The sequence below is a fragment of the Streptomyces sp. NPDC003943 genome (assembly GCF_053605265.1).
In genome coordinates this window covers 1-21,185 of sequence record NZ_JBSGIW010000044.1, presented here as the reverse complement: position 1 = coordinate 21,185, position 21,185 = coordinate 1, and the positions used below count along the sequence as shown (strand labels likewise).

General features: G+C 73.8%; 17 protein-coding genes. 11 read left to right on the top strand and 6 right to left on the bottom strand.

All coding sequences use genetic code 11. The annotated features are described in order from the left end of the window. Positions 1-74: 74 nt before the first annotated feature. Entirely contained in the window at positions 75-356 is a 282-nt protein-coding gene (locus ACWEV0_RS19430; RefSeq protein ID WP_356073485.1) for an HPr family phosphocarrier protein, read from the bottom strand. 91 nt (positions 357-447) lie between these two features. On the opposite strand from ACWEV0_RS19430, the gene ACWEV0_RS19425 reads away from it, so the two are divergent. From ACWEV0_RS19425 to ACWEV0_RS19410, 4 genes are all read left to right on the top strand, one after another. Further along, positions 448-3,363, top strand: coding sequence for a bifunctional acetate--CoA ligase family protein/GNAT family N-acetyltransferase (locus ACWEV0_RS19425; protein ID WP_453150544.1), 2,916 nt, complete (start codon positions 448-450; stop codon positions 3,361-3,363). A 58-nt stretch (positions 3,364-3,421) separates the two neighbouring features. After that, a complete protein-coding gene (locus tag ACWEV0_RS19420) occupies positions 3,422-4,024 on the top strand; it encodes a DUF5998 family protein (RefSeq protein ID WP_453150542.1) in 603 nt (200 codons plus the stop codon). Further along, positions 4,024-5,229, top strand: coding sequence for an alkaline phosphatase family protein (locus ACWEV0_RS19415; RefSeq protein ID WP_453150541.1), 1,206 nt, complete (start codon positions 4,024-4,026; stop codon positions 5,227-5,229). The genes ACWEV0_RS19420 and ACWEV0_RS19415 overlap by 1 nt, the downstream gene beginning before the upstream one ends. A 79-nt stretch (positions 5,230-5,308) precedes the next feature. Then, positions 5,309-5,959 (top strand): thymidine kinase, encoded by a 651-nt coding sequence (locus ACWEV0_RS19410; RefSeq protein ID WP_453150540.1) that lies wholly within the window; start codon positions 5,309-5,311, stop codon positions 5,957-5,959. Between the two features lie 13 nt (positions 5,960-5,972). On the opposite strand, the gene ACWEV0_RS19405 is transcribed toward ACWEV0_RS19410, so the two are convergent. Beyond that, positions 5,973-6,971, bottom strand: coding sequence for a GlxA family transcriptional regulator (locus ACWEV0_RS19405; RefSeq protein ID WP_453150539.1), 999 nt, complete (start codon positions 6,969-6,971; stop codon positions 5,973-5,975). Positions 6,972-7,250: 279 nt separating this feature from the next. Between ACWEV0_RS19405 and ACWEV0_RS19400 the strand changes: the two genes are divergently transcribed. From ACWEV0_RS19400 to ACWEV0_RS19390, 3 genes are read left to right on the top strand one after another with little or no spacing between them, the layout of a single operon-like run. Beyond that, positions 7,251-9,950, top strand: a complete 2,700-nt coding sequence (locus tag ACWEV0_RS19400; protein ID WP_453150538.1) for a YfhO family protein — start codon at positions 7,251-7,253, stop codon at positions 9,948-9,950. A 40-nt stretch (positions 9,951-9,990) separates the two neighbouring features. After that, positions 9,991-10,965 (top strand): glycosyltransferase family 2 protein, encoded by a 975-nt coding sequence (locus ACWEV0_RS19395; protein ID WP_453150537.1) that lies wholly within the window; start codon positions 9,991-9,993, stop codon positions 10,963-10,965. A 3-nt stretch (positions 10,966-10,968) separates the two neighbouring features. Beyond that, a complete protein-coding gene (locus ACWEV0_RS19390; protein WP_453150536.1) occupies positions 10,969-12,252 on the top strand; it encodes a polysialyltransferase family glycosyltransferase in 1,284 nt (427 codons plus the stop codon). Here ACWEV0_RS19390 and ACWEV0_RS19385 read toward each other — a convergent pair. Then, entirely contained in the window at positions 12,249-13,034 is a 786-nt protein-coding gene (locus tag ACWEV0_RS19385) for a VOC family protein (protein ID WP_453150535.1), read from the bottom strand. The two genes, ACWEV0_RS19390 and ACWEV0_RS19385, sit on opposite strands and share 4 nt — an antisense overlap. Before the next feature lie 187 nt (positions 13,035-13,221). Here ACWEV0_RS19385 and ACWEV0_RS19380 point away from each other — a divergent pair, with 187 nt between their 5' ends. Beyond that, a complete protein-coding gene (locus ACWEV0_RS19380) occupies positions 13,222-14,055 on the top strand; it encodes a sulfurtransferase (protein WP_453150534.1) in 834 nt (277 codons plus the stop codon). A 131-nt stretch (positions 14,056-14,186) separates the two neighbouring features. Here the strand turns inward: ACWEV0_RS19380 and sepH are convergent, their stop codons facing one another. Beyond that, positions 14,187-15,242 carry a septation protein SepH gene (sepH, locus tag ACWEV0_RS19375; protein ID WP_453150533.1) on the bottom strand — a complete coding sequence of 352 codons (1,056 nt, stop codon included), beginning with the start codon at positions 15,240-15,242 and terminating at the stop codon, positions 14,187-14,189. A gap of 378 nt (positions 15,243-15,620) precedes the next feature. On the opposite strand from sepH, the gene ACWEV0_RS19370 reads away from it, so the two are divergent. Next, positions 15,621-16,406 carry a hypothetical protein gene (locus ACWEV0_RS19370; RefSeq protein WP_453150532.1) on the top strand — a complete coding sequence of 262 codons (786 nt, stop codon included), beginning with the start codon at positions 15,621-15,623 and terminating at the stop codon, positions 16,404-16,406. Between the two features lie 3 nt (positions 16,407-16,409). Here ACWEV0_RS19370 and ACWEV0_RS19365 read toward each other — a convergent pair whose 3' ends face one another. After that, positions 16,410-17,714: a D-arabinono-1,4-lactone oxidase gene (locus ACWEV0_RS19365; RefSeq protein ID WP_453150531.1), complete on the bottom strand. Its 1,305-nt coding sequence runs from the start codon at positions 17,712-17,714 to the stop codon at positions 16,410-16,412. Next, positions 17,689-18,966 carry an MFS transporter gene (locus ACWEV0_RS19360; RefSeq protein ID WP_453150530.1) on the bottom strand — a complete coding sequence of 426 codons (1,278 nt, stop codon included), beginning with the start codon at positions 18,964-18,966 and terminating at the stop codon, positions 17,689-17,691. Before ACWEV0_RS19360 ends, ACWEV0_RS19365 begins: the two co-directional genes overlap by 26 nt. 130 nt (positions 18,967-19,096) lie before the next feature. Here ACWEV0_RS19360 and ACWEV0_RS19355 point away from each other — a divergent pair, with 130 nt between their 5' ends. Both ACWEV0_RS19355 and ACWEV0_RS19350 read left to right on the top strand, forming a co-directional pair. Beyond that, positions 19,097-20,224: a ferrochelatase gene (locus tag ACWEV0_RS19355; RefSeq protein WP_453150529.1), complete on the top strand. Its 1,128-nt coding sequence runs from the start codon at positions 19,097-19,099 to the stop codon at positions 20,222-20,224. A 53-nt stretch (positions 20,225-20,277) separates the two neighbouring features. Continuing rightward, a complete protein-coding gene (locus ACWEV0_RS19350; RefSeq protein ID WP_453150528.1) occupies positions 20,278-21,078 on the top strand; it encodes an inositol monophosphatase family protein in 801 nt (266 codons plus the stop codon). Positions 21,079-21,185 lie beyond the last annotated feature (107 nt).

Genomic DNA, 21,185 nt, shown 5'->3' with positions numbered 1-21,185 from the left:
ACCGGTGGGCGCGGCTCTTCTCCGATCCGCCGCCGGGGAGGACGGGGAGGATCGGGCCAGACGGGTCGGGCGGGTCAGACGGTCTCGGGGAGCTCGTCGAGACCCTCGGCGACCAGCCTCGCCAGGCGGTCGAGCGCGGCCTCGGCGCCGTCGGCGTCCGACGCGAGCACGATCTCCTCGCCGCCCTGCGCGCCCAGGCCGAGCACCGCGAGCATGGACGCGGCGTTGACCGGGTTGCCGTCGGCCTTGGCGATCGTCACGGGGACGCCGGAGGCCGTGGCGGCACGGACGAAGATGGAGGCGGGGCGGGCGTGCAGGCCCTCGGCCCAGCCGACGTTGACGCGGCGCTCAGCCATGGTGGTAGCCCTTCAACATTCAGCGGTTGTCTAGACCAGTCTCTCACACGCAACCGGTGTCACTGTCGTACCCCGGCCGTACGCTTTCCCCATGCAGAGCGCGTCGGAACAGCCCGAACAGCCGGAGCACGCGTACCCCGACCACTGGGAAGCGGACGTGGTCCTGAGGGACGGCGGCACCGCGCGCATCCGCCCGATCACCACCGACGACGCCGAGCGTCTCGTCAGCTTCTACGAGCAGGTCTCGGACGAGTCGAAGTACTACCGCTTCTTCGCGCCCTACCCACGGCTCTCCGCGAAGGACGTGCACCGCTTCACCCACCACGACTTCGTGGACCGGGTCGGCCTCGCCGCGACCGTGGGCGGCGAGTTCATCGCCACCGTGCGCTACGACCGGATCACCCCCGACGGCCGGCCGGCCTCCTTTCCCGCCGACGAGGCCGAGGTGGCCTTCCTGGTCCAGGACGCGCACCAGGGCCGCGGGGTCGCCTCCGCCCTCCTGGAGCACATCGCGGCGGTCGCGCGCGAGCGCGGGATCCGGCGGTTCGCGGCCGAGGTGCTGCCCGCCAACACCAAGATGATCAAGGTGTTCACGGACGCCGGCTACACCCAGAAGCGCAGCTTCGAGGACGGCGCCGTCCGCCTCCACCTCGACCTGGAGCCCACCGACCGCTCACTCGCCGTCCAGCGCGCCCGCGAACAGCGCGCCGAGGCCCGCTCCGTACAGCGGCTGCTCACCCCCGGCTCCGTCGCCGTGATCGGCGCCGGCCGCACCTCCGGCGGGGTCGGCCGGGCCGTGCTGCGCAACCTCCTGGACAGCGGCTTCACCGGCCGCGTCCACGCCGTCAACGCCGCCCTGGGGGAGGCCGACCCGGGGGAGGGGCCGCACGAGCTGGAGGGCGTGCCCGCCTTCCGGTCCGTCGGCGACATCGGCGCGCCGGTCGACCTCGCCGTCGTCGCCGTCCCCGCCGAGCGCGTCCCCGAAGCCGTGGCCGACTGCGGCGAGCACGGCGTGCGCGGCCTGGTCGTGCTCTCGGCCGGATACGCGGAGAGCGGCGCCGAGGGCCGCGAGCGCCAGCGCGCCCTGGTGCGCCAGGCCCGCTCGTACGGCATGCGGATCATCGGGCCCAACGCCTTCGGAATCATCAACACGGCCGACTCCGTCCGGCTGAACGCCTCCCTCGCCCCGCAGATGCCCGCCGCCGGACGCATCGGGCTCTTCGCCCAGTCGGGCGCCATCGGCATCGCCCTGCTCGCCGGGCTGCACCGGCACGGCGCCGGGGTCTCCTCCTTCATCTCCGCCGGCAACCGTGCCGACGTCTCCGGCAACGACCTCCTCCAGCACTGGTACGACGACCCCGCCACCGACGTCGTCCTGCTCTACCTGGAGTCGATCGGCAACCCGCGGAAGTTCACCCGGCTCGCCCGCCGCACCGCCGCCGTCAAGCCCGTCGTGGTCGTCAAGGGCGCCCGGCACAGCGGCAGCGCCCCGCCCGGACACCGCGTCCCCGTCACCCGTATCCCGCACGCCACGGTCTCCGCGCTGCTGCGCGAGGCCGGGGTCATCCGCGTCGACACCGTCACGGAGCTCGTCGACGCCGGACTGCTCCTCGCCGACCAGCCGCTGCCCGCCGGACCCCGGGTCGCCATCCTCGGCAACTCCGAGTCACTCGGCCTGCTCGCCTACGACGCCTGCCTCACCGAGGGCCTGCGCCCGCTCCGCCCCCTCGACCTGACCACCGGCGCCACCCCCGCCGACTTCCGCGCCGCGCTCGCCGCGGCCCTCGCCGACGACGCCTGCGACGCCGTCGTCGTCACCGCCATCCCCTGGGTGGGGGAGAACGGAGCCACCGAGTCCGGCGACGGCAAGGTCCTCGCGGCGGCGCTCCGCTCCGCCGTCGCCGCCGCGCCCGGACCGGCCAAGCCGGTCGTCGTCGTCCACGTCGAGATGGGCGCCCTCGCCGAGGCCCTCTCCGCCGCCACCCGCACCCGCCCGCCGAGACCCGCCCGACCCGCCGCCGAGCCCGCCCCCGGACAGTCCGCGACCGAAACGGCCGCGACCGAACCTCCCGCGACCGAAACGGCCGACGCGGGGACGGCCGACGCCGGGCCGGACGAAGCCCCCGCCCCCGGCGCCATCCCCGCCTACCCCGCCGCCGAGCGCGCCGTCCGCGCCCTCGCGGAGGCCGTCCGCTACGCCCAGTGGCGCCGCCAGGTCGCCGCCGACCCCGGCCGGGTGCCCGAGTTCGAGCGGATCGACGAGACCGGCGCCGCCGCCCTGATCGAACGGGCCCTCGACGAGGGCGCCGCCGACGCCCGCGGCGTCACCCTCGGCGCCGAGGAGACCGCCGAGCTGCTCGGCCGGTACGGGATCGAGGTCCGCCCCACCCTGCCCGCGCCCACCCCCGACGAGGCCGTCCGGGCCGCCGCCCGCCTCGGCTTCCCCGTCGCCCTGAAGACCACCGCGCCCCATCTGCGCCACCGCCCCGACCTCGGCGGCGTACGGCTCGACCTGGCCACCGAGGAACAGCTGCGTACCGCGTACGCCGAGCTCACCGAGACCCTCGGCAAGCCCGAGGAGCTCCAGCCGGTCGTCCAGGCGATGGTGCCGCGCGGTGTCGACACCGTCGTGCGCGCCGCGATCGACCCCGCCGTCGGCGCCGTGCTCTCCTTCGGCCTCGCCGGAGCCGCCTCCGAACTCCTCGGCGACATGGCCCACCGGCTCGTCCCCGCCACCGACCGGGACGCCGCCGAACTCGTCCGCTCCATCCGCACCGCGCCCCTGCTCTTCGGCTGGCGCGGCTCCGCACCCGTCGACACCCCCGCCCTCGAAGAGCTGCTGCTCCGCGTCTCCCGCCTGGTCGACGACCACCCCGAGGTCGTCGCCGTCTCCCTCGAACCCGTCGTGGTCGCCCCGCGCGGCCTCTCCGTCCTCGGCGCCACCCTCCGCCTCGCCCCGCCCCCGCCCACCACCGACCTCGGCCCGCGCCGCCTGCCCAGCTATTGACGATCGGCTATTGACGGGCAGGCCGGAAGGGGCCCCAAGGCCCCGTAGGATGGAGTCCATGGCGAAGACCGGTACGACGACCCAGGGGCTGCGCGCGGCGATCGAGCGCAGCGGCTATTACCCGGCCCTCGTGGCCGAGGCGGTGGAGGCCGCCGTCGGCGGCGAGGCCGTCTCGTCGTACGTGGTCCACCAGGAGACCACCTTCGACGCCAACGAGGTGCGGCGCCATGTCACCGTCCTCGTCCTGACGGCCAACCGGTTCATCGTCAGCCACACCGACGAGCAGTCCGCCGACAACAGCTCGCCGACCCCGTACGCCACGACCTCCACAGAGTCCGTCAACCTCGACCGGATCTCCTCGATCGTGGTCAGCCGGGTCGTCGCCAACCCCGAGTCGTACACCCCGGGCACCCTGCCCCGCGAGGTCGTCCTCACCATCGGCTGGGGCGCCGTCTCCCGCATCGACCTGGAGCCGGCCGCCTGCGGCGACCCCAACTGCGACGCCGACCACGGCTACACCGGCAGCTCCACGGCCGACGACCTCAGCCTGCGGGTCAGCGACGCCGGTGACGGCCCCGACACCGTCCGGCAGACCCTCGCCTTCGCCCAGGCCCTGTCCGCGGCCACGGCCGCCGGCCCGTCCAACCCCGCCACCCGCTGATGGTGCAGCCCGCCGCCGTCGCGCACGGCTGGCCCGACGAACCGGTTCCGCTCGATCCCGCCACCGCGCCGCTGCCCGCGTACGGCGCAGGCGCCCTCGGCGACCTGCTGCCGACGCTCGTCGCCGGTCAGGGCGTGCCCGGCTTCGACGCCCGGATCACCGAGCTCACGCCCGCCGACCGCAACTGCGTCTTCCTCATCGACGGGCTCGGCTGGGAGCAGATCAAGGCCCACCCCGACGAGGCGCCCTATCTGACCTCGCTGCTCGCCGGCTCGCGCGGCGGCACCGGACAGCCCCTCACCGCGGGCTTCCCCGCCACCACCGCGACCTCGCTGGCCTCGGTCGGCACCGGCCTGCACCCCGGCGCCCACGGACTGCCCGGCTACACCGTGCGCAACCCGGAGACCGGCGAGCTGATGAACCAGCTCCGCTGGAAGCCCTGGACCGCGCCGCGGGTCTGGCAGCCGTACCCCACCGTCTTCCAGCTCGCGCACGAGGCCGGCGTCCACACCGCCCAGGTCTCCTCGCCGATCTTCCAGGACACCCCGCTCACCAAGATCGCGCTGAGCGGCGGCAGCTTCCACGGCCGCCTCTCGGGCGAGGAGCGGATGGACTTCGCCGCCGAGCAGCTCGCCGCCGGCGACCGCTCGCTCGTCTACACGTATTACAGCGAGCTCGACGGCGCGGGTCACCGCTTCGGCATCGACTCCGACGCCTGGCGCGGCCAGCTGATGTTCGTCGACCGGCTGGTGCAGCGGCTCGCCGAACAGCTCCCGCCGCGCGCGGCCCTCTACGTCACCGCCGACCACGGCATGGTCGACATCCCCTTCGACGAGGACCACCGGATCGACTTCGACGAGGACTGGGAGCTGCGCGCCGGCGTCGCCCTCCTCGGCGGCGAGGGCCGCGCCCGGCACGTCTACGCCGTCCCCGGCGCCGAGGCCGACGTCCTCACCTGCTGGCGCGAGGTCATCGGCGACCGCTTCTGGGTGGCCGGCCGCGACGAGGCCATCGCGCTCGGCTGGTTCGGCGAGCAGGTCGACGAGCGGGTGTACGGCCGGATCGGCGACGTGGTCGCCGCCGCCCAGGACGACACGGCCATCACGGCCTCCGTCAACGAGCCCAACGAGTCCGCCATGGTGGGCATGCACGGGTCGATGACCCCGGCGGAGCAACTGGTGCCGCTCCTCGAAGTCCGCTCCTGAGCCCGGCCCGCCCCCGCCCCCGTCTTCCCGCCCTGCCCCGTCCCTGCCCTCCCGACTGTCGAAAGGTCCTCGACCTCCCATGCCCGAGCTGGTGTTCTTCTCCGGAACGATGGACTGCGGAAAGAGCACACTGGCTCTTCAGATCGAGCACAACCGCTCAGCGCGCGGGCTGCAGGGCATGATCTTCACCCGGGACGACCGGGCCGGCGAGGGCAAGCTCTCCTCCCGGCTCGGCCTGGTCACCGACGCCGTCGAGGCGGCCGAGGGCTTCGACTTCTACGCGTACCTCGTCACCCATCTGTCGAAGGGCGGGCGCTGCGACTACGTCATCGCCGACGAGGCCCAGTTCCTCGCGCCCGAGCAGATCGACCAGCTGGCCCGGGTCGTCGACGACCTGGAGCTCGACGTCTTCGCCTTCGGCATCACCACCGACTTCCGTTCCAAGCTGTTCCCGGGCTCGCAGCGGCTCGTCGAGCTCGCCGACCGGGTTGAGGTCCTCCAGGTCGAGGCCCTGTGCTGGTGCGGCGCCCGGGCCACGCACAACGCGCGTACGGTCGGCGGAGTGATGGTCGTCGAGGGCGCGCAGGTCGTCGTCGGCGACGTCAACGCCGGGGACGAGGTCGGCTACGAGGTGCTGTGCCGGCGCCACCACCGGCGCCGGATGACGGCCGCGACCGCCCGCGCCGCCGCGCTCTCCCCGGACGTCCTGCCGGTCGCCGACGTCTCCTGACCGTTGTCGGGACCTATCCGTTGTCGGGCACGGTACGGAAGCGGCGCCGGTACTCCATCGGCGTCGTGTCCAGCCGGCGCCGGAAGGCCCGGATGAGCGTGTCGGTCGTGCCGAACCCGCAGGCCGACGTGATCCGTTCGAGGGTCGCGTCCGTGGACTCCAGCAGGTGGCGGGCGCGTTCGACGCGCGCCGACTCGACGTACGCGCTCGGGGTCGTACCGAGTTCCGCCTTGAAGATCCGGGTGAGCTGGCGCTCGCTGACGTGCGCGCTGGCGGCGAGCTCCGCGAGGGTGAGCGGGCCGTCGATGTGCCGCGTGACGTAGTGGCGCAGGTCCTCGACGCGCCGGGTGGTGGAGACGGGCTCCAGCGGCACGCTGAACTGGCTCTGGCCGCTGGGCCGCTTCAGGTACATGACCAGCTGGCGGGCCACCCGTAGCGCCGTCGGCTCGCCGAAGTCCTCCGCGACCAGGGCGAGGGACAGGTCCAGGCAGGAGCTGATGCCGGCGCCGGTCCACACGTCGCCGTCCCGGATGAAGATCGGGTCGGCGTCGACCTCGACCTCCGGGTGCTCGGCGGCGAGTTGCTGCGCCGTCGACCAGTGGGTGGTGGCCCGACGGCCGTCGAGCAGTCCGGCCGCGGCCAGGATGTGCGCGCCGACGCAGACGGAGGTGACCCGCCGGGTCCGCTCGGCGAGCGTCCGTACCCAGCCGACCACCACGGGATCGACCAGGGCCCGCACCCGGCGCTCGGCGTCCGTCTCCACGGAGCCGGGCACGAGCAGCGTGTCGATGCGCCGCGTCGCCGCCTCGGCGAAGGTGAGGTCGGGCAGCACGCGCACGCCGGCGGAGGTCGTGACGGGCGCCATGGACTCGGCGGCGAGCACGACCTCGTAGCCGTCCGCGTCGTCCGTCTCGCGCCGCAGCAGGGCGAACACCTCGGGCGGTCCGGTGACGTCGAGGAGGTCGACGCCCTCGAAGAGGACGATGACGAGGAGCCGTCCTGGGGTGGTCACTGGTTCTCCGCCTGGGGTGCGTGTGCCGATGCGATGTCCGGATCGGCATGTTAGATGACGATGCCGACGTGCCAAGGCGGCACCGGCCACCGGCTGTTCACCTCCGGTGTACCCCGGGACCCCCTGCTGATCGGTCACGGGTCGCACGGCTCGGAGGTAATGCCTCTCAACGCCGATTCGCGACGCTCACGCGCCGATAGCCGATAGCCGATAGCCGGTTTGCCGATACGCCGGCACGCCGGTACGGCGCTCACCGAGCAGAACCGCCCTGGAGGACGTGTGCCACCCGCAGCCGAGACCGAGCCCTCCCCGTCCCGGCCGTCCCGGCCGCGGCTGCGGGCGGCGGCCGGCGCGGCCGTGCTCACCGGCCTGCTGTTCTGTCTCGCCGGGCGGCTCGCGGGGAGCTACCCCTTCGGATCCAATACACGAAATATCGTCGACCTGGGCCAGCAGTACCTCCCGTTCCACGCCTACTGGCGCAAGCTGCTCCTCGGGGAGACCCCCGGCGATCTCTTCCTGAACTGGACATCGGGTTTTGGATCCAATTTCCTCGGCGACTTCGGCACCTACCTGAGCAGCCCCTTCGACCTGCTCGTCGTCCTCTTCCCGGCCGATCGCACCGAACTCGCGCTGTACGTCGTCACCGCCGCCAAGATCTCCACCGCGGGCGCCGCGATGGCGGCCCTGCTGCTTACCCTGAGGCGCGGCCTCTGGCCGGTCGCGGTCGTCCTCGGCACCGCGTACGCCCTGTCCGGCTGGACCTTCAACTACGGCGCCACCGTGCCGATGTGGCTCGACGGGCTCGTCGCCTTCCCGCTGCTCTGCCTGGTGGGGGAGTGGGCCCGCAAGGGGCGCCGGCCGGTCCTCGGGCCGCTGGTCGTCGCGCTCGCCTGGTTCGCCAACTTCTACACCGCGTACATGGCCACGATCGGCGCCGCCGTCGTCCTCGTCGTCCGGCTCCTGACGGCCGAGGACGCCGACACCCACGCCGGCCCCCACGCCGGCACGGACACCGGCACCGGCACCGACACCGGCACGGAACGGGCCCCCGAGCGGCGCCCGCGCCTGACCGGTCTGCTGCGCGCCGCCCGTACCGTCCTCATCGGCATCGGGCTCGCCGCCCCGCTCGTCACCGTCATCTTCCTGGCCACCAAGGTCGCCCACCCGACCCCGCCGACCGAGTTCGCGCCGGCCGCCTGGACGGACGTCCTCGCCCGCTTCCTGCCGGCCACCGCGAGCGTGGCCACCCCCGCGCTCTTCATCGGCACGCCCGCGCTCGCCCTCGCCCTCACGCTGCCCTTCAACAGCGCGGTCGCCGTCCGCGTCCGCGTCGGCTGGACCGTGGCCACAGCCCTGGTCGCGCTCTCCCTCCAGTGGGAGCCGACCCATCTCCTCTGGCACGCGGGGGCCTCGCCCAACGGCATCCCCTACCGCCAGACCTTCGTACTGTGCGGGCTGCTGCTGATGGCGGCCTGGCTGTCCGTCGCCCGGGGGCTGCCGGGGATCTGCGCGCTGCTCGGCGGCGCCGCGCTGGTCGCGTTCGTCGCGCGGGCGGCCGAGGACAGCGTCGACATCGACCGCTGGACCTACCCGGCCGTCGCCGCGGCCGCCGTCCTGGCCGTGCTCGCCGCCCTCTTCGCCGGCCTCGGACGGCGCCGCGGCGGCCGGCTGCTCCCGGTCCTCGCCGTCGTGCTCCTCCTCGCCGCCCAGGCGGGCGAGACCCTGGTGACCGGCAAGCGCATCGAGGAACAGCAGCTGAGCGAGGTCTCCTGGGCGCCCCGGGTCGGCCCCTGGCACACCGGCATGACCCGCGAGGTCGCCGCCAAGGACGCCTGGCCGCGGCACCGCACCGACCCCGGCGAGGTCCCCGGCGGCAACGACGTGCTGCTCGTCGGCGGCGAGGGCGCCGACTACTACAGCAGCCTCACCGCCGACACGTACTCCCGCATGCTCGCCGGCCTGGGCTTCGGCTACTACGCCAAGGGCCGTCATCCGGTCAGCCTGGACAACCCGGTCACCGACGCGATCTTCTCCGTCGGCACCCGGATGCGCTCCACGCCCTCGGCCCCGCTCGCCCTCGACCGGCTGCCCGAGGCCGCCATCACCGTCGCCGACACCCCCGTACCGCCGCTCGTCACGGTCCGTCCACGGGGCGACGAGCAGCCGGCCGACTCCGCCTTCACGCGCCAGGAACAGCTCCTCGGCCACCGGGTGTACGACGTGCCGGCCGCCCCGCGCCGTACGGACGCCGCCGACGGCACCGCCACCCTCACCGCCGCGTGCCCGGCCGGCTCCCAGGTGTGGCTGTGGGCACCCGAGTACCAGGGCACCGCCGCCCTGCACGACGGCCCCGCTGCCCTGCACGACGGCTCCGCCTCCCGTTCCGCCTCCGCCTCGGGCCCCGCCGTCGGCTTCGCCGGCAAGCTGCCCGCCGTCCTCGGCCCCATGCAGCCGCTCGGCACCACCCCGGCCACCGGCACCGTCCGCATCGACCTGCGCCCCGAGCCGAAGGCCGTGCCCCGGCTCAAGCTGCCCGCGCACCCGGTCGGCTGCCTGGTCACCGCCCGCCTCACCGCCGCCGTCGAGCAGCTCACCGCCACCGGCGCCACCGACGTGCGCACCAGCGGCCACACGATCACCGCGCAGCTGCCCCCGGGCAGCACCGGCACCGCCGTCCTCGCCGTTCCCCGGATCTCCGGCTGGCGCTGCGCGGCCGGCGACGCGCCCCTGGCGCCCGCGCGCGACCGCCTCGGCCTGCTCGCCGTCCCCCTCGACGGCCGGGCCACCTCCGTCACCTGCTCCTTCCGGCCGCCGGGCCTCAAGCTCGGCGGCGCGGCCGGCGCGGCCGCCCTCCTGGCGCTGCTCGCCACCGCACTGCTCCACCGGCGCCGGCGCCGCCACTCCCGTGAACCCGCAGGACGGCAAGAGTTCACCGCTCGTGCACACGCGGCTCGTTCAACGGAGAAGAGCGCTGTCTAGTCTGCCCGCCAGTACCTGTATGCGAGTTGGGGATCTCCGAGTGCCGAAACTGTCCGTCATCGTGCCCTTCCACAATGTCGGGCCCTACGCCCCCGACACCCTGCGCAGCCTCGCCGACAACGCGGACCCCGACGGCGCCGACATCGAGTTCCTGCTGGTCGACGACCATTCCACGGACGACACACCGGACTTCCTGGACCGCTGGAAGGACCGCATCCCGCAGGCCACCGTGATCCGGCACGAGACCAACCTCGGCGTGGCGCAGGCCCGCAACACCGGCATCGACGCCGCGACCGGCGACTACCTCACCTTCCTCGACGGCGACGACTGGTACGCGCCCGGCCATCTGCGCGCGATGGTCGACGGAATCCACCGCCTGGGCGTCGACTTCGCCCGCACCGACCACGTCCTGTCGACCGACCGGAACCGCCAGATCCGCTACGCCCCGGCGAAGGAACGCGACACCGTGATGGACCCCCGGGACGGCATCGCCCCGGCCAGCATGGTGACGATGGTCGACTACCCCTTCGTCCCGTTCGGCATCTACAGCGCCCGGCTCTTCGAGAACGGCGCCTCACGCTTCGAGACCAAGCTGCGCACCGCCGAGGACCGGCTCTGGATCTGGCGGCTGCACCTCACCGCGCGCACCTACGCGGCGCTCTCCCTGCACGGCGTCTTCTACCGGCGCGGCGTCACCACCTCGCTCACCCAGATCACCGACAACCGGCAACTGGACTTCATCCCCTCCTACGACCTGCTGCTCGACGAGGTCTCCCGGGACCGCGACGCCGACCGCTTCCTGCCCAAGGCCGTCCGCACCTACTGCGCGATGATCGCCTTCCACATGGCGAAGGCCGACCAGTACGAGCCGGCCGTGGCCAAGCGGCTCCGGCGCGACGTGGCCGACGCGCTGCGCCGGATGCCGCAGCAGGTCCTCGACGAGACCCTCGCGACCATGGACACCACCCGCAGCACCCTGCTCAGGAGCCTGCGCGACACCGGAAAGGCCGCCTGACCCATGGCGCACGACCGCGTTCAGATCTTCCAGGTGTCGACGCTCTACGGAGCCGCCACCGCGGCCGCCGCGATCGACGCCGGACAGTTCGGCGACCCCGGCCACGCCCGCCGCCTGCTCCTCGTCTCGAACAACGCCGAGATCCCCGAGACCGCCGTCCGCATCGACTCGATGACCGGCTACGACCGGATCGCGAGCCGCTTCGACGAGGTCGTCGACTGGAACGAGGCCGTCCACCCGCACCACCCCAGCTCCTGGGCGCCCCGCCCCGAGGAGGCGCCGCTCTGGCAGCGCGTCTTCCGCACCGCCTGGCGTCTCGGCACCGCCACCGTCGAGGTGATCGTCGAGTCCATCCAGGTCAACCCGGCCAAGGCACTCGCCGCCGTCTTCGCGGAGAGCGCCGTGCACGTCTACGCCGACGGCCTGATGAGCTACGGCCCCACCCGCGACGAGCTGCCCCAGTCGATCGCCTGCCGGGTCCGCCGCGTCCTCCACCTCGACCTGGTGCCCGGCCTGCGCCCGCTGCTGCTCACCGAGTACGGGGTCGGCTCGGAGCTCGTCCCCGACGACGCCTTCCGCACCGTCCTCCACGAGATCGCGGAGGAGGCGGCCGACGACCCGCAGCTGGCCGAGGCGGCCGCCGCCGGGCCCGGCGCGCTGCTGCTCGGCCAGTACCTCGCCGTCCTCGGCATCCTCACCGTCGAGGAGGAAGAGGAGCTGCACGTCCGGATGCTCCGTGGCGCCGCCGCGGCCGGCCACCGCTCGGTCGTCTTCAAGCCGCATCCGACCGCCCCGGCCGGCTACTCGAACGCGCTGCAGGAGGAGGCCGCCCGGACCGGCGTCACGCTCACCGTCCTGGACGGGCCGCTGCTCGCCGAGACCTTCTACGAGCGCTGCCGCCCGAGCCTCGTCGTCGGCTGCTTCTCCACGGCCATGCTCACCGCCGCCGTCTACTTCGGCGTGCCCGTCGCGCGCGTCGGCACCGACACCGTCCTCGCCCGGCTCACCCCGTACGAGAACAGCAACCGCGTCCCGCTCACCGTCGTCGACCACGTCGTGCCGGACCTGGAGAGCGGCGCCGAGCCGCGGGTCCCCGGCGCCGCACCCGAGACCCTCGCGCCGCTGCTGCGGGCGGTCGGCTACTGCATGCGGCCGACCGCGCACCCGGGGCTGCGGACCGAGACGCTCCGGTACGTCACGGAGCAGGCCACCGGACCGGCGGCCGCGCTCCACTTCCCGGAGGAGCGCCTCGCGGAGCTGGAGCTCCCCGTTCCGGTGCGGTCCTAGCCGCTGTCGCCCTGCCTCGCGGACCGTACGAGGGTGAAGACCGCGCCCTCCGGGTCCGCCACCTGGGCGAGCCGCCCCGCCGTGCCCTCGCGCGGCGGGCGGACCACCTGGCCGCCGAGCTCCGCGACCAGGCGGGCGGACGCGTCCACGTCGTCGACCTCGAAGTACGTCATCCAGTGCGCGCCCCGGTCCCGGGGCAGCGCCGTGCCGACCCCGTGCAGGGAGGCGACCGGCCGGCCGTCGAGGTGCAGGGTCAGATAGTCGAAGTCGGCGGAGACGACGGGCTCCACCTCGTAGTCGAAGATCGTCCGGTAGAACTTGCCGACCGGAGCCGTCTCGTACGTGAGCAGCTCGTTCCAGACCGGCGTGCCGGCCGGTCCGGCGGCGGCCGTGCCGTGGTGGGCCTCGGCCTGCCAGACGCCGAAGACGGCGCCGGCCGGGTCCGAGCAGATCACCATGCGCCCGGCCTCGCCCGCGTCGAGCGGGCCGACCGCGACCGTGCCGCCGCAGCAGCGGATGGTCTCCGCCGTCTCGTCGGCGTCGTCGCTGGCGAGATAGGTCGTCCAGGCGATCGGCAGATGCCGGTCCGGCGGCAGCTGGCCGATCCCGGCCACCTCCTTGCCGTCGAGCAGCGCGCGCACGTACGGGCCGAGCTGCTGGGGGCCCGGCACGAACTCCCAGCCGAACAGCGCCGCGTAGAACTCCTGCGTCGCTTCAAGTCCATGCACCATCAAGCTCACCCAACAGGGTGTGCCGGGGGTACGCCGAGTCGCCTCGGTCATCGTCACTCTCTCCTCGCCAGTGGCCGTACGAGGTGGGGGCCGGCGGGCTGTACGGAGGCTCCGCAGCGGGTGGCGGGTCACTGCCCGCCGCGGGCCCTCCGTACACATACGGCAGCGGTACGGCCCCGCCGATGTTCGCACCCCGAAGCGGCCCTCGCGCCCCGGGCGCTGAGCGAGGATGGCACCTATGAAGCCCATCATCTCCGCAACCGAACTCGTGAGCGAGTCGGCCGGGGCGACGCCCCCGGTCCTGCTGGACGTCCGCTGGACCCTCGGTGGCCCGCCCGGCGGGCCCGAGTACGCGGCCGGACACCTGCCCGGCGCCGTCTACGTCGACCTGGACACCGAGCTGGCGGGCCCGCCCGGGAAGGGCGGCCGGCACCCGCTGCCCGACCTGGAGGTCTTCGGCGCGGCGATGCGCCGAGCGGGTGTCTCCACCGACACTCCGGTCGTCGTCTACGACGGCGGCCTCGGCTGGGGAGCGGCCCGCGCCTGGTGGCTGCTCCGCTGGACGGGTCACCCGAACGTGCGGGTCCTCGACGGCGGCCTCGCCGCCTGGACGGGTGAGCTCTCCCAGGAGACCCCGGCGCCCGCGCCGGGCGACTTCCGGCCGGAGCCGGACGCCGGCCCCCTCGGACTGCTCGACGCCGACGGCGCGGCCGCCCTGGCCCGTTCGGGCCTCCTCCTGGACGCGCGGGCCGCGGAGCGCTACCGCGGCGACGTCGAGCCCATCGACCCGGTCGGCGGCCACATCCCGGGCGCGGTCTCCGCGCCGACGACGGAGAACGTGGGGCCGGACGGGCGCTTCCTGTCGGCCGCGGAGCTGACCGGTCGCTTCACCGCCCTGGGCGCGGCCGAGGCGCCCGAGGTGGCCGTCTACTGCGGCTCCGGTGTCTCCGGCGCCCACGAGGTGCTCGCCCTGGAGGTCGCCGGCTTCCCCGCGGCCCTCTACGCGGGCTCCTGGTCCGAGTGGTCCGCCGACCCGGCCCGCCCGGTCGCGAAGGGCCCGGACCCGCAGTAGGCGACCCGTACGCGAAGGGGGTCCGCGCCGCGGCTCGAGGACACGGCCCCCTCCGCGCCAGGTGACCCGTACGCGAAAGGGACCCGCGCCACCGGCGTGGCGCGGGCCCCTTCACGTACGACCTGTGCGGGTCACTCCTGCTTCTTGCGGCGCGTGCCGAAGACGATCTCGTCCCAGCTCGGGACCGCCGCGCGGCGGCCCGGGCGGACGCCGTCGGCCTCGGCCTGCCGGTCGGTGGCACCGTGCAGCCGGTCGCGGTGGCCCGAGACCGCGCGCGGCATCAGGACGTCCGCGTACGCGGAGCCGGCGCCCGCGGAGGCCGCCGGGGCCGGGGGCTCGGCCACCTCGACCTCGTCGGAGGGCTCGGTGTCGGACGGTTCCGGGACGACCATGTCGCCGCGGAAGCTCGGCACGGCCTCCAGGAGGCTGGTGAGCGAGTCGCGCTCCTCCTCCGGCTCGGGAGCCGGGGCGGACGTCCGCTCGATCTGGCGGTCGAGCGCGCGGTCCAGCGGCCGGTCCCGGGGCAGCCGGGCGATCCGCGGGACGAAGGGGAAGCTCGGCTCCGGTACGGCGGCCAGCGTGTCGTCGGTCTCGCCGATCAGGGCGCGCGCCTCGTCGTCGACGGCCTGGACGAGCCGCCTCGGCGGGTCGTACGTCCAGCTCGCCGTGTGCACCTCGCCCGCCACGCGGTAGACGAGCAGCACCTCCCAGGTGCCGTCGTCCCGGCGCCAGGAGTCCCACTGCACGGTGTCCTTCTCGGCGCCGCGCAGCAGCAGCCGCTCCTGCACCGCCTCACCGAGCTGCGGTCCGGTGTTCTCGCCGGGCCGGCGCACGGGGGTCTTGCGGGCGCGCTCCGCCATGAACGCGCGCTCCGCGAGCACCGGGCCCTCGAAGCGGCGCACCCGGTCGACGGGGATGCCGGCGAGCTGCGCGACCTCCTCCGCGGAGGCACCGGCACGTATCCGGGCCTGGATGTCACGGGGGCGGAGGTGGCTCTCGACCTCGATCTCGATCTGGCCGAGCCGCGCGCGGTCGTTGCGCACCGCGGCCCGCAGTCGCTCGTCAATCGGAAGCGTGTACTCCGTGCTGTCCGCAGCCTTCAGCACCAGTCGTGTGCCGTCGTTCGAGACGGCCACGACACGCAGTTCGGGCATGGGAACCTCCCGGGTGGTGCCTGCCGACGTCACGTGCGTCGCTGCTTCCGCTAGTCGAGTGTGGCCTGCCCGGGTGCAGCCTGCCACAACCCTGCCGAGTTGCCCGGCGTGTCGGGCCTGGACCCTGAACCGCCGTTATGGCACGGTTACCAGTTCACGACGCAGAGTGACGGGCCGTCACGCTGAGTCGCGGGTCGCCGTGCGGACACCCATGAGGGAATCCGGACCCAGGGCTCGCCACAGTACTCCATTCGGGCCATGGGGGTGGACAGGCGCGCCGCCCAACTTCTCGGGACGCGCGGGAGTTGAGTCTGCTTGCTCCGCCGTGCCGAGTGTCGCTCTTCACAGAACCACCGGAAACGGAACTAATCCCTTCGCCCATATGTCCCTTCTGGGTGCACGGTGGAACTGATGAACAAGCAGGGGCTGGAGATGCGCCACACGCCGGACAACGGCACGGACAAGGCCACGGGCCGCGGTACGGGTAGTGGTACGGAAGTGAAGAAACGGTTCGACCTGAGCGTCCCTCAAGTCGCGGGCAGCGCCGTCGCCGCCGTCGTCGCCGCCAAGCTCGCCTCCAGCCTCGGTGTCTACGGCACCATCCTCGGTGCAGGTGTGATCAGCGTCATCGCCACCTGCGGCGGCCCGGTTCTCCAGCACCTCTTCAAGCGCACCGGCGAGCAGATGCGCGCCACCGCCCCGGCGCGGCAGCCCAAGCGGGCTCCGGGGACCGGGGAGTTCGGCGAGCCCACCACGCACGGCACCCGGATGCGCGGCTGGAAGCGCCCCGCCCTCGGCGCCGCCGCGGTCTTCCTGCTCGCGATGGGCGGCATCACCACGTACGAGCTGACCTCCGGTCAGGACCTCAGCGGCACCAAGGGCAGCACGACCTTCGGTTCGGCGGTGCGGGGCGGCGGATCCGAGCGGGACGAGCCGTCGGTACGGACACCGGACGACCGGCGGGGCGGCGGTGCGGCGACGCCGGCCCCGGACGCCACTCCCGGCAGTGGTGGGACCGGCACGGCCACCCCCGGCCCCTCCGGGACCCCGACGCCCACGCCCTCCGGATCCACCGGGACCGCCGAGCCCACCTCCGGCCCCGCCGGCCCCACCAGCCCCGCCGGCCCCACTGAAGAGCCCACGACCGGGCCTCCGGCCACCCCGCCGGCGAGCGCGCAGACGCCCGCGGCCGAATGAGCGTCAGTCGCCGAGGACGCGCCGCAGGTAGTCGTTGCCGAAGCGCCGCTCCGGATCCAGCCGGTCCCGCAGCGCCCTGAACGCCCCGAAGCGCGGGTAGAGCTTCTCGAAGTACGCCGCGTCCCTGGTGTGCACCTTGCCCCAGTGCGGCCTGCCGCCGTGCTCGGTCATGATCCGCTCGACCGCGGTGAAGTAGCCGCGGTGGGGCGTGCCCTTGTAGAGGTGCACCGCGATGTACGCGGTCTCCCGGTCCGAGGCCGTCGACAGCGCGATGTCGTCCGCGGGCGCCGTACGCACCTCGACCGGGAAGCTCACCTTCAGCGGCGAGCGCTCGATCATCGCCTTGAGCTCGCGCAGTGCCGGGACCGCCGCCGCCCGCGGCAGCGCGTACTCCATCTCCAGGAAGCGCACCCTGCGCGGCGAGGTGAAGACCTTGTACGGGATGTCCGTGTACGTACGGGCCGAGAGCGCCCGGCTGGAGATCCTGGCCACCGCCGGGACGACCGGCGGCACCGCGCGGCCCAGCGCGCAGGCGACCTGGAAGACGCCGTTGGAGAGGAACTCGTCCTCGAACCAGCCGCCGAGCCTTCCGACCGGGGCGGCGGGGCCCTGACTGCGGTTGTTGCGCTTGGTGTTGCAGTTGTCGGTGTGCGGGAACCAGTAGAACTCGAAGTGCTCGTTCTCCGCGTGCAGCGCGTCGAACTCCGAGGTCACCCGGTCGAAGGACATCGGCTCCTCGCGCGCGGTGAGCAGGAAGACCGGCTCCACGGCGAAGGTGATCGCCGTGACCACGCCGAGCGCGCCCAGGCCGATCCGGGCGGCGGCGTACACCTCCGGGTTCTCGGTCTTCGAGCAGGTCATCAGGCGCCCGTCCGCGGTGACCAGTTCGAGCGCGCGGATCTGGGCGGCGATGGAGGCCGAGTCGCGGCCGGTGCCGTGGGTGCCCGTGGAGGTGGCGCCGGCGACCGTCTGCTCCATGATGTCGCCCATGTTCGTGAGCGACAGGCCCTCGCGGGCCAGCGCCACGTTCAGCCGCTTGAGCGGGGTGCCGGACTCCACGGTCACGGTCATCGCCTCGCGGTCGATCCGGCGGATGCCGGTGAGCAGCCCGGGCCGGATGAGCACGCCGTCGGTGGCGGCGATCGAGGTGAAGGAGTGGCCGGTGCCGACCGTCTTCACCGCGAGCCCGTCCTCGGCGGCCCTGCGCACCGCGTCGGCGACCTCCTCGGCGGAGGCCGGGCTGACCTCCCGAACGGGGCGGGCGGTGACGTTCCCCGCCCAGTTACGCCACGGGCTGCCCGTCGTCACGGCGCTCCCCGGCCGCTGCCCTCGCGACCCCTGTGTGCTCGTCCTGCTCACGCTGCCCCTCCCGCGTCGGCGCCGGCCTGCCCAGCCGGCGGAAGCCCAGGAGCGCCACCGCGACCGCGACCGCGCCCGAGAGCACGGGCACCACGTACGCCGACTCCGCCCCGGTCGCGTCGACCACCCAGCCGGCGGCCGAGGAGCCGAGCGCCACACCGATCGCGAGCCCGGTACCCGTCCAGGTCATGCCCTCGGTCAGCTTGGTCGGCGGTACGTGCGCTTCGACGAGGGCCATCGTGGTCACCATCGTCGGCGCGATGGACAGGCCCGCGACAAAGAGCGCCACGGCCAGCAACGGCAGGTTCCCGGCCAGTAGGAGGGGGATCATACTCACGGCCATCGCGCAGACCCCCACGAGCCAGCGCCGCGACGGCTCGCCCTTGAGGTGGAGCAGCCCGAAGACGGCGCCCGCGAGGCAGGAGCCGAGCGCGTAGACGGCCAGAACCAGACTTGCCGCGGCCTTGTGGCCCTGCTCCTGGGCGAAGGCCACGGTCACGACGTCGACCGAGCCGAAGACGGCGCCCGTGGCCACGAAGGCGAGGGTCAGGATCTGCAGGCCCGGGGAGCGCAGCGCGGAGCCGCCGGAGTGCCCCTCGCGCGGGTGCGGGGCGGGCTCGGTGGCGCGCTGCGCGGTCAGCCAGAAGACGCCGATGGCGAGGAAGATCCCGGCGAGCAGCGGACCGGCCTCGGCGAACCAGACGGTCGACAGGCCGATGGAGATGATCGGGCCGAAGATGAAGCACACCTCGTCGACGATCGACTCCCACGAGTACGCGGTGTGCAGTTGCCGGGCCTCGCCCCGGTAGATGTTCGCCCAGCGGGCGCGGGTCATCGCGCCGAGGCTCGGCACGCAGCCGACGCAGGCCGTGAACACGAACAGCGTCCAGTCCGGCGCCCCGAAACGCACGCACAGGAGCAGTCCGGTGGCCGCCACGAGCGAGATCAGGGTCGCCGGGCGCAGCACCCGCCGCTGACCGTGCCGGTCGACCAGGCGGGAGATCTGCGGGCCGAGCACGGCGGCGGACATGGCGAGGGTCGCGGAGAGCGCACCCGCCAGCCCGTACCGCCCGGTGACCTGCGAGATCATCGTGACGATGCCGATGCCCATCATGGAGAGCGGCATCCGGCCGAGGAAGCCCGCGACGGAGAAGGCCCGGGTGCCGGGTGCGGCGAAGATCGCGCGATAGGGACTGGACAAGGGGATCTCCGGGCTTCCTGGCTCGTGTAATTAATAGCTAAAGCCTACGGTGTTGAACTGATTTGGTCACTCGCCTTTTTCGGTCGGGCCGAGACCTCGGCTGTCGGACCCGGGTGGGAGGATCGGTGCCATGTCCGACGAGCTCGATCCCGCCCCGTACGACGCCCTGCTGCTGCTCTCCTTCGGCGGCCCCGAGGGCCCCGACGACGTGGTCCCGTTCCTGGAGAACGTGACCCGCGGCCGCGGCATCCCCAAGGAACGGCTGAAGGAAGTGGGGCAGCACTACTTCCTCTTCGGCGGCGTCAGCCCCATCAACGACCAGAACCGCGCCCTGCTCGACGCACTGCGCGCCGACTTCGCCGGGGCCGGCCTCGACCTGCCGGTCTACTGGGGCAACCGGAACTGGGCGCCGTACCTCACCGACACCCTGCGCGAGATGGTCACCGACGGCCGCCGCCACATCGCCGTCCTCGCCACCAGCGCCTACGCCTCCTACTCCGGCTGCCGGCAGTACCGGGAGAACCTGGCCGACTCCCTCGCCGAGCTGGAGGCGGAGGGGCTGCCGCTGCCGCGCGTCGACAAGCTGCGGCACTACTTCAACCACCCCGGCTTCGTCCGGCCCATGGTCGAGGGCGTCCTCAACTCCCTCGCCGAGCTCGACGAGTCCGTGCGGGACGGGGCCCACCTGGCCTTCACCACGCACTCCATCCCCGACTCCGCCGCCGACAGCTCCGGCCCCGTCGCCGACCACGGCGAGGGCGGCGCCTATGTGAAGCAGCACCTCGACGTCGCCCGGCTGATCGCCGAAGCGGTCCGCGAGGAGACCGGCGTCGAGCACCCCTGGCAGCTCGTCTACCAGTCCCGCAGCGGTGCCCCGCACATCCCGTGGCTGGAGCCCGACATCTGCGACCACCTGGAGGAGCTGCACGGCGCCGGGGCCCCGGCCGTCGTCATGGTGCCGATCGGCTTCGTCTCGGACCACATGGAGGTCCTGTACGACCTCGACACCGAGGCCACCGCCAAGGCCGCCGAGCTCGGCCTCCCGGTCCGGCGCTCGGCCACCGTCGGGTCCGACCCGCGGTTCGCCGCGGCCGTGCGCGAGCTCGTCCTGGAGCGCGCCGCCGGCGAGCGCGGACAGCGGGTCGAGCGCTGCGCCCTCGGCGCGCTCGGGCCGTCCCACGACCTCTGCCCGATCGGCTGCTGCCCCGCCCGCGCCGAGCGCCCGGCCGCGGCCGGCGCCGACAGCCCGTACGCCTGACGCCCGACCCGCACCCGTCACCCGTGATCCGCACGCACAAGGAGACCGTTTTCGTGACCGATCCCCTGCTGCAGGAACTCCTCGACCTGGCCCTGGCGGCCGGGCGCCACGCCGGCGCCCTGCTGCGCGACGGGCGCCCCGACGACCTGGCGGTGGCCAAGACCAAGTCGAGCGCCATCGACGTGGTCACCGAGATGGACATCGCCGCCGAGAAGCTGATCACCGGCTTCCTCGCCGAGCACCGCCCGCACGACGGCTTCCTCGGCGAGGAGGGCGCGGCCACCCCCGGCACCAGCGGGGTGCGCTGGGTCATCGACCCGCTCGACGGCACCGTGAACTACCTCTACGGGCTGCCGACCTGGTCCGTCTCCATCGCCGCCGAGCGCGACGGCGAGACCGTCGTCGGCGTCGTGGAGGTCCCGATGCGCGGCGAGACCTTCCGGGCGGTCCTCGGCGGCGGCGCCTGGCTCGGCGACCGCCGGCTCACCACCCGCCCCTCGCCGGAGCTCGACCAGGCCCTCGTGGCCACCGGCTTCGGCTATCTCCAGAACCGCCGCGCCCACCAGGCCGACGTCGCCCAGCGCCTGCTCCCGCAGGTCCGCGACATCCGCCGGGCCGGCTCCGCCGCCATCGACCTCTGCGACGTCGCCGCGGGCCGCCTCGACGCGTACTACGAGCGAGGCCTCAACCCCTGGGACCTCGCGGCGGGCGACCTGATCGCCCGCGAGGCCGGCGCCCTGACCGGCGGCCGTCCCGGCGAGCCGGCGTCGGGCGAGCTGGCGCTGGCCGCGTCGGCCGGGCTGTTCGGGGTGCTGCAGGAGTTCCTGGAGGAGGCCGGGGCCTGGCACGACTGAGCGGGCCGCGGAACGAGCCGCCCGGACGTTCAGGCAGGACCGCGGGCGCGCCAAGGTTCCGGAAACGCGAGTGGGGGCCCGCGCGGGGGGGGCTGGCGGGGGGCCAC